Below are 6,905 nucleotides of genomic sequence, written 5' to 3'. Positions count from 1 at the left end.
GGATGGGAGCCGGCGACTGCCCCGCCGCAGTGCGGTCGAGCCCGATCACGATCGTGAGCTGTTTGGCGTCCGGCGACGAGGCCACGTAGGCGTCGCTCTGCTCGGTCGCAGCGCCGCCGATGGCCTCCGCGAGGCCCTTCGCGGCCGCCTCGTCCGCGGGAGTGCTGTAGAAGACCGTCGTCGTGGGGAAGTCCTGCGAGCCGGCCTCGCCGGCGGTCACGGCATCCTCGGCCCAGCCGGCCGCGACCACGTCGTCCTTCAGCTGAGTGGCGAGACCTTGCTGGGGCGTCGCGTTGAGGATCTGCACCTGATACGTCGTGTCCTTGACGGGCGCGACCTCGGGGGCGACCGAGACCGTCGGCGCCGGTGTGGGCGCCAGCTCGATCCGCCCGGACGCGATGAGCGTGCCGAAGATGCCGACGGCGATCAGCACCACGGTCGCGAGCGCGGCCCACAGCAGCACGACCCAGCCGCGCATGCGGGGGTTCTCGGCCCGGTGCGCACCGACACGGTCCGTGTCCGGCAGGTCGTCGAAGCGATCCTGGGGATAGCGGGAGGTCGGCACCCGTCGATGTTACCCGGCCGAAGCTATGGGCCCGATCCGACAGACCGGTGGACGCCCTGCCCGGTGCGCCGGGCGTCAGCGGGCGGCGCGGGCGCTGCGTTCGTGGACCGCGGCGTCGCGCAGTCGGCGCAATCGCTTGACGAGCATGGGGTCGTGCTCCTGCGCGTCGGTGGTGTCGATGAGTCGCCCGAGCAGCTGGTAGTACCGCGCCGGCGACAGCCCGAGCTCGGCGCGCACGGCCTCCTCCTTGGCCCCCGCGTGACGCCGCCACTGCGCCGCCCACCAGCGCGCCTCGAAGTCGAGGAGGGCGCGGTCGCGGTCGGTCAGAGGCACCCTGCCACGCTAGCCCGCGGCATCCGCCGATCCGTTCTCCGACGCGCGCCAGCGCACGGATCCGCCCAGCGGATCGACCGCCGCGAGCGGACCGCCGTCGCGGGCGAGCACGAAGCCGTCCCACGTGTCCGCCACGGCGTCGTGGAAGCTGGGCGGATCGATCGTGATCCACACCGCATCGAGCCCACGGATCGTCGCGATCAGCCGTGCGCGCCCGGCGCGGTCGATGTGGGGCAGCACGCCCGGGGTCGTGACGACGAGTGTCGCGCCCTGCGGCGCGCGGGCGGCGAGCGCGCGCAGCACCGCGGGGTCGGTGGCGTCGCCCGCGACGAGCAGCGGCGGAGCGGCGGCCGCGATGTCGAGCGCGGCGCGGACGCGGTCGGCGCGCCCCGCCTCGCCCGGCCACACGAGGCTCGTGAGGAACCGCCGATCGTCGGGGGCGGCGGCATCCAGCGGCTGCAGGTCGATGCCCGCGCGCCACACGACGTGCGGCAGCCGCAGCGGCGGATCCCCCTGCACGTCGCATTCGAGCACGACCGGCGACGGCCCCTCCTCCGGGTCGAGGCGCGTGTCTGTGTCGCTCCCGCGGTAGCGGTACGAGTAACGGTCGGGGTAGAGGCACAGCCCGGCGCTCGCCCCCACCTCGAGCAGCGCGATGGGGCCGTCGACGCCGGCGAGCGCGGGCAGCAGCGCGGCGCACCTCTGCGGCTCGTTGGTCTGCAGGCGACGGCGGGATGCCTCCGCCACGACCTGGTCGGCGTGGCCGCGCACCCAGGCGGCCCACGCCGGGTAGTCCGCCTCGGGCGCTCCGAGCACGCGCGTCACGGCGAACACGAGCGGCGGCTGGCGGCGCGTCGCAGGGATGCGCGCAAGGATCCCCGCGATCGTGTCGTCGCCGGCGACGCCCGCCGCCCATCCGGCGTACAAGACGGAGCGGCCGGGGGCCTCGTCGCGCGCGAAACGGGCATACCGCTCGAGGGTGCGCTGACGCTCCGCGGCCGCCGCCCCGTCCTCTGCTGCAGCATCCACCCGGCCATCCTGCCGCACCCCACGGGCGCCACGGCCCGGCACCACCGGCGCTGGGGTTGAATGGATGCAGCGCACGGGCCCGACGCCGTGCCGAGGAGGACCCATGACATATGCGGTGGACAAGAGCGACGACCAGTGGCGCGCCGAGCTCACGCCCGACCAGTACGCGGTGCTGCGTCAGGCGGGCACCGAGCGGCCGTGGACCGGAGAGCTGCTGGACGAGAGCCGCGCCGGCCTGTACACGTGCGCCGCGTGCGGGGCGGAGCTGTTCCAGAGCGGCACGAAGTTCGACTCGCACTGCGGCTGGCCGAGCTTCTACGAGTCGGTGCGGCCCGAGGCCGTCGAGCTGATCGAAGACACCAGCCACGGCATGGTGCGCACCGAGGTGCGCTGCGCGAACTGCGGATCGCACCTGGGGCACGTGTTCCCGGACGGATTCGGCACGCCCACCGGCGACCGGTACTGCATGAACTCGCTGTCGCTGCAGTTCACCCCCGACGAGGCGTGATGACCAGTGCGATGGAGGCGGCACTCGCCCGCCGGTCGTGGTCGAAGGTCACCGACGAGGCGCCGACGCACGACGAGCTGCTGACCTTCGTCGCCGCCGCGGGGCGCGTCGCCGACCACTCGTCACTGCGTCCGTGGCGGCTGATCGAGCTGCGCGGAGATGACCGCGAACGTCTCGGCCGGGCCATCAACAAGTCGGACGGCGAGAAGGGCTCGTCCTCCAAGCCGCTGCGCGCTCCCCTGCTGATCGCCGTCGTCGCGAGCTACCGCAAGAGCCACAAGGTGCCCCGCTGGGAGCAGGAGGCCGTCGCGTCGGGCGTCGCGCACCTGCTCAGCCTGCTGCTCGACGAGGCGGGGTGGGGTGTGATCTGGCGCACCGGTCACTACACGCGCGCCAAGGCCGTCGCCAAGGCGCACGGACTCAAGAAGAACGAGGAGCTCCTCGGCTGGCTCTACGTCGGCGGCAAGCCGAAGAACTCCCGCCCCGAGCGGCGCAAGGCCGTCGATGCGCGGGAGTTCCTCGGCCAGATGCCCTGACCCGGATCGGCCGCTACACGTCGCCCCCCGCGCTGCCGGTGGTGCCGGCCGTGACATCGAGCAGCCGGTACCGGGCGATGGCCTGGGTGGCGGCATCCTGAGCCACTTCGCCCCGGCGAGCAAGCAGCTGCAGCGTGCGCACCACGATCGAGTGGACGTCGTTCTTGAAGAAGCGGCGGGCGGCGGCGCGCGTGTCCGAGAAGCCGAAGCCGTCGGCGCCGAGCGACGCGAAGTCGTTCGGCAGGAACTGGCGGATCTGGTCGGGCAGCGCCTTCGTGTAGTCGCTGACCGCGACGATCGGGCCGGTCGACTCCGCCAGCTTCGCCGTCACGTACGGGGTGCGGGCGGGCGCTTCCGGGTGCAGGAACGCCTCCTCCTCTGCGGCGACGGCATCGCGTCGCAGCTCGATCCACGACGTCACCGACCACACGTCGGCATCGACGCCCCATTCCTCGGCGAGGATCCGCTGCGCCTCGATCGCCCACGGCACCGAGACCCCCGACGCGAGGATGTGCGAAGGGATGCCGGCGCCCGAGCGCGGCGAGACGCGGTGGATGCCGCGCACGATGCCGTCGACGTCCACATCGCCGGGCTCGGCGGGCTGCACGATCGGCTCGTTGTACAGCGTGAGGTAGTACATGACGTTCGGATCGGGGTGCGCGCCGCCGTACATGCGCTCGAGCCCCGAGCGCACGATGTGGCCGATCTCGTACCCGTACGCCGGGTCGTAGGTGACCACCGCGGGGTTCGTCGACGCGAGGATCGGCGAGTGCCCGTCGGCGTGCTGCAGGCCCTCGCCGGTCAGCGTGGTGCGCCCTGCCGTCGCGCCGATGATGAAGCCGCGCGTCATCTGGTCGGCGGCGGCCCAGAACGAGTCGCCGGTGCGCTGGAACCCGAACATCGAGTAGAACACGTAGACCGGGATGAGCGGCTCGCCGTGCGTGGCGTACGCCGTGCCGGTCGAGGTGAACGCCGCGACCGATCCCGCCTCGTTGATGCCGGCGTGGAGGATCTGCCCGGCCGGGCTCTCTTTGTACGCCAGCAGCAGCTCCCGGTCGACCGACGTGTAGTGCTGCCCGTTCGGGTTGTAGATCTTCGCCGACGGGAAGAACGAGTCCATCCCGAACGTGCGCGCCTCATCGGGGATGATCGGGACGATGCGTGAGCCGATCCCCTTGTCTCTCATGAGGTCGCGCAGCAGCCGGACGAACGACATCGTGGTCGCGGCGTGCTGGGCGCCCGAACCGCGACGGGCGACCTGGTAGGCGGTCTCGCCCGGGAGCTCCAGCGCCGTGTGCGCTCTGCGCCGCTCGGGCACCGGGCCGCCGAGCGCACGGCGGCGGTCCAGCAGGTACCGGATCTCGGGGGCGTCCGCACCCGGGTGGTAGTACGGCGGCCGGTACGGGTCGGCTTCGAGCTGCTCGTCCGTGACCGGGATGCGCAGCAGGTCTCGGAAGGACGTGAGGTCGGCAAGCGTCAGCTTCTTCATCTGGTGGGTCGCGTTGCGGCCCTCGAAGTTGGCGCCCAGCCCGTACCCCTTGACCGTCTTGACGAGGACGACGGTCGGCTGGCCCTTGTGCTCGGTGGCCGCACGGTACGCGGCGTACACCTTGCGGTAGTCGTGACCGCCGCGCTTGAGGTTCCAGATCTGCTCGTCCGAGTAGTCCTTCACCAGGTGCGCCGTGCGCTCGTCGCGGCCGAAGAAGTGCTCACGGATGTACGCGCCGTTCTCGGCCTTGAACGTCTGATAGTCGCCGTCGGGCGTGACGTTCATGAGATCGACCAGGGCGCCGTCGCGGTCGCGGCTCAGCAGGTCGTCCCACTCGCGGCCCCAGATGACCTTGATGACGTTCCATCCCGCGCCGCGGAAGAACGCCTCCAGCTCCTGGACGATCTTGCCGTTGCCGCGCACCGGGCCGTCGAGACGCTGCAGGTTGCAGTTGACCACGAACGTGAGGTTGTCGAGCCGGTCGTTGGCTGCGAGCTGCAGCAGGCCGCGGCTCTCGGGCTCGTCCATCTCTCCGTCACCCAGGAACGCCCACACGTGCTGGTCCGAGGTGTCCCTGATGCCGCGATTGTGCAGGTACCGGTTCGTCTGCGCCTGGTAGATGGCGTTCATCGGCCCGATGCCCATCGACACGGTCGGGAACTCCCAGAACTCCGGCATGAGCCGCGGATGCGGGTACGAGCTCAGGGCGTGGCCCTCACGCGACTTCTCCTGGCGGAAGCCGTCGAGGTCCTCCTCGCTCAGGCGCCCCTCCAGGAACGCGCGGGCGTACATGCCCGGCGATGCATGGCCCTGGAAGAAGACCTGATCGCCTCCGCCCGGGTGGCCCTTGCCGCGGAAGAAGTGGTTGAAGCCGACCTCGTACAGGGTGGCCGCGCCGGCGAAGGTCGAGATGTGCCCGCCCACGCCGATGTCGGAGCGCTGCGCGCGGTGCACCATGACCGCGGCGTTCCAGCGCATGTAGGCGCGATAGCGGCGCTCCAGCTGCTCGTCGCCGGGGAACTCGGGCTCCTGGTCGACGGGGATCGTGTTGACGTAGTCGGTCGTGGTGACCGGCGGGATCCCCGCGCTGCGCGCGCCCGCGCGCTGCACGATGCTGCGCACGATCTGCTGACCGCGTGCGGTGCCGCGGGCGTCGATCAGCGCGTCGAGCGACTCGACCCATTCCGCGGTCTCTTCGGGGTCGGTGTCGACGGTGCCGTCGGCGGCTGGGCCCGCGGTGGCGGTGGTGGCGGCGCTCATGGCGCTCCTTCCTGCAGGGCGGGGGCGGGACCCGTTCGGATCCCGCCCCCGCGTGAAGATGTGCTCAGTGGTCGCCGGCGGCGTTCTGCCTGTGCGCCGCCGCGCGCGCCGGGCGGATCACCGGCTGCGAGCCCGTCGGGATGATGTGCACCTCGTTGCCGTCGGCGGCGATCAGCTTGCCGCCGAGGTAGTGGTCGCCATCCTCCAGCGCGGCGAGCTCTTCTTCGCGAACCATGCGCGGGGGCGCGGCGACGAAGACGGACTGTCCCTTGGAGTTGCCCCACGTGATGTGGTTGAACAGGATGTTGAGCAGGATCGCGACGATGGCCGCCGAGCTGATGCCCGAGTGGAAGATCGTGACGAACCAGGCGGGGAACGCCTCGTAGATCGCGGGGGCCACGACCGGCAGCATCCCGACGCCGATCGAGGCCGCGACGATGATGAGGTTCATGTTGTCGCGGTACTCGACCTTCGAGAGGGTCCGGATGCCGGAGGCCGCGACCGTGCCGAACAGCACGATCCCGGCGCCGCCGAGCACCGACATCGGCACCGCGGCGACGACGCGTCCGAGGATCGGGAGCAGGCCGAGGACGACGAGGATGCCGCCGCCGGCGGTGACCACGAAACGGCTCTTGACCTTGGTGATGGCGACCAGGCCCACGTTCTGAGCGAACGCGCTCTGGGTGAACGAGTTGAACACCGGCGAGATGAGGCTCGAGAGCATGTCGGCGCGCAGGCCGTTGCCGATCCGCTTGGAGTCGACCTTGGCGCCGACGATCTCGCCGACGGCGAGGATGTCGGCGGTCGTCTCGGTGAGGATGACCAGCACCACGATGAGCATCGACACGATGCCGGCGATGTTGAAGGTCGGCAGGCCGAACGCGAACGGCGTCGGGAACGCGAAGATCGGCCCGTCGAGCACCTTCGAGAAGTCGGCCATGCCGAACGGGATCGCGATGATCGTGCCGAGGACGATGGCGAGCAGGATCGACAGGCGCGAGATCGCGGCGTTGCCGACCTTCGACAGGATCAGCACGATCAGCAGCGTCGCGAACGCGAGGCCGATGTGCGCCATGCTGCCGTAGTCGGGTGCGGAGCGGACGCCGCCCATGATCCAGTTGGCCGCGACGGGCAGCAGCGAGAGGCCGATCATGGTGATCACCGACCCCGTGACGACCGGCGGGA

Annotated in this window: 7 protein-coding genes; 2 read left to right on the top strand and 5 right to left on the bottom strand. The window is 71.2% G+C overall.

Annotation, left to right across the window (positions count from 1 at the left end; translation table 11 throughout):
- From ACTHNQ_RS05825 to ACTHNQ_RS05815, 3 genes are all read right to left on the bottom strand, one after another.
- Positions 1-565, bottom strand: a 565-nt coding sequence (locus ACTHNQ_RS05825) for a LytR C-terminal domain-containing protein (RefSeq protein WP_440331928.1), incomplete at its 3' end; no start/stop codon positions are given.
- 75 nt (positions 566-640) lie between these two features.
- Positions 641-898: a DUF3263 domain-containing protein gene (locus ACTHNQ_RS05820; RefSeq protein ID WP_440331926.1), complete on the bottom strand. Its 258-nt coding sequence runs from the start codon at positions 896-898 to the stop codon at positions 641-643.
- A 9-nt stretch (positions 899-907) separates the two neighbouring features.
- Positions 908-1,927, bottom strand: a complete 1,020-nt coding sequence (locus tag ACTHNQ_RS05815) for a DUF2332 domain-containing protein (RefSeq protein ID WP_440331924.1) — start codon at positions 1,925-1,927, stop codon at positions 908-910.
- 103 nt (positions 1,928-2,030) lie between these two features.
- On the opposite strand from ACTHNQ_RS05815, the gene msrB reads away from it, so the two are divergent.
- Together msrB and ACTHNQ_RS05805 are read left to right on the top strand one after the other, a co-directional pair.
- A complete protein-coding gene (gene msrB, locus ACTHNQ_RS05810; RefSeq protein ID WP_018172558.1) occupies positions 2,031-2,435 on the top strand; it encodes a peptide-methionine (R)-S-oxide reductase MsrB in 405 nt (134 codons plus the stop codon).
- The gene (locus tag ACTHNQ_RS05805; RefSeq protein WP_440331922.1) at positions 2,435-2,971 is read left to right on the top strand and encodes a nitroreductase family protein; all 537 of its coding nucleotides are present in this window, start codon (positions 2,435-2,437) and stop codon (positions 2,969-2,971) included. Before msrB ends, ACTHNQ_RS05805 begins: the two co-directional genes overlap by 1 nt.
- Positions 2,972-2,984: 13 nt before the next feature.
- Here the strand turns inward: ACTHNQ_RS05805 and aceE are convergent, their stop codons facing one another.
- Together aceE and ACTHNQ_RS05795 are read right to left on the bottom strand one after the other, a co-directional pair.
- Positions 2,985-5,720, bottom strand: coding sequence for a pyruvate dehydrogenase (acetyl-transferring), homodimeric type (gene aceE, locus ACTHNQ_RS05800; RefSeq protein ID WP_440331920.1), 2,736 nt, complete (start codon positions 5,718-5,720; stop codon positions 2,985-2,987).
- 64 nt (positions 5,721-5,784) lie between these two features.
- Positions 5,785-6,905 (bottom strand): nucleobase:cation symporter-2 family protein (locus ACTHNQ_RS05795; RefSeq protein ID WP_440331918.1); only part of this gene is annotated, 1,121 nt, incomplete at its 5' end.

Origin of the sequence: Microbacterium sp. (assembly GCF_051953575.1) — a bacterium.
In the GTDB taxonomy this organism is placed as follows: domain Bacteria; phylum Actinomycetota; class Actinomycetes; order Actinomycetales; family Microbacteriaceae; genus Microbacterium.
This window is presented reverse-complemented; position numbering and strand designations above follow the sequence as displayed.

Coding starts and splice junctions, on each gene's coding strand:
- msrB (WP_018172558.1), top strand. CDS start 2,031: ATGACATATGCGGTGGACAAGAGCGACGACCAGTGGCGCGCCGAGCTC.
- ACTHNQ_RS05805 (WP_440331922.1), top strand. CDS start 2,435: ATGACCAGTGCGATGGAGGCGGCACTCGCCCGCCGGTCGTGGTCGAAG.
- aceE (WP_440331920.1), bottom strand. CDS start 5,720: ATGAGCGCCGCCACCACCGCCACCGCGGGCCCAGCCGCCGACGGCACC.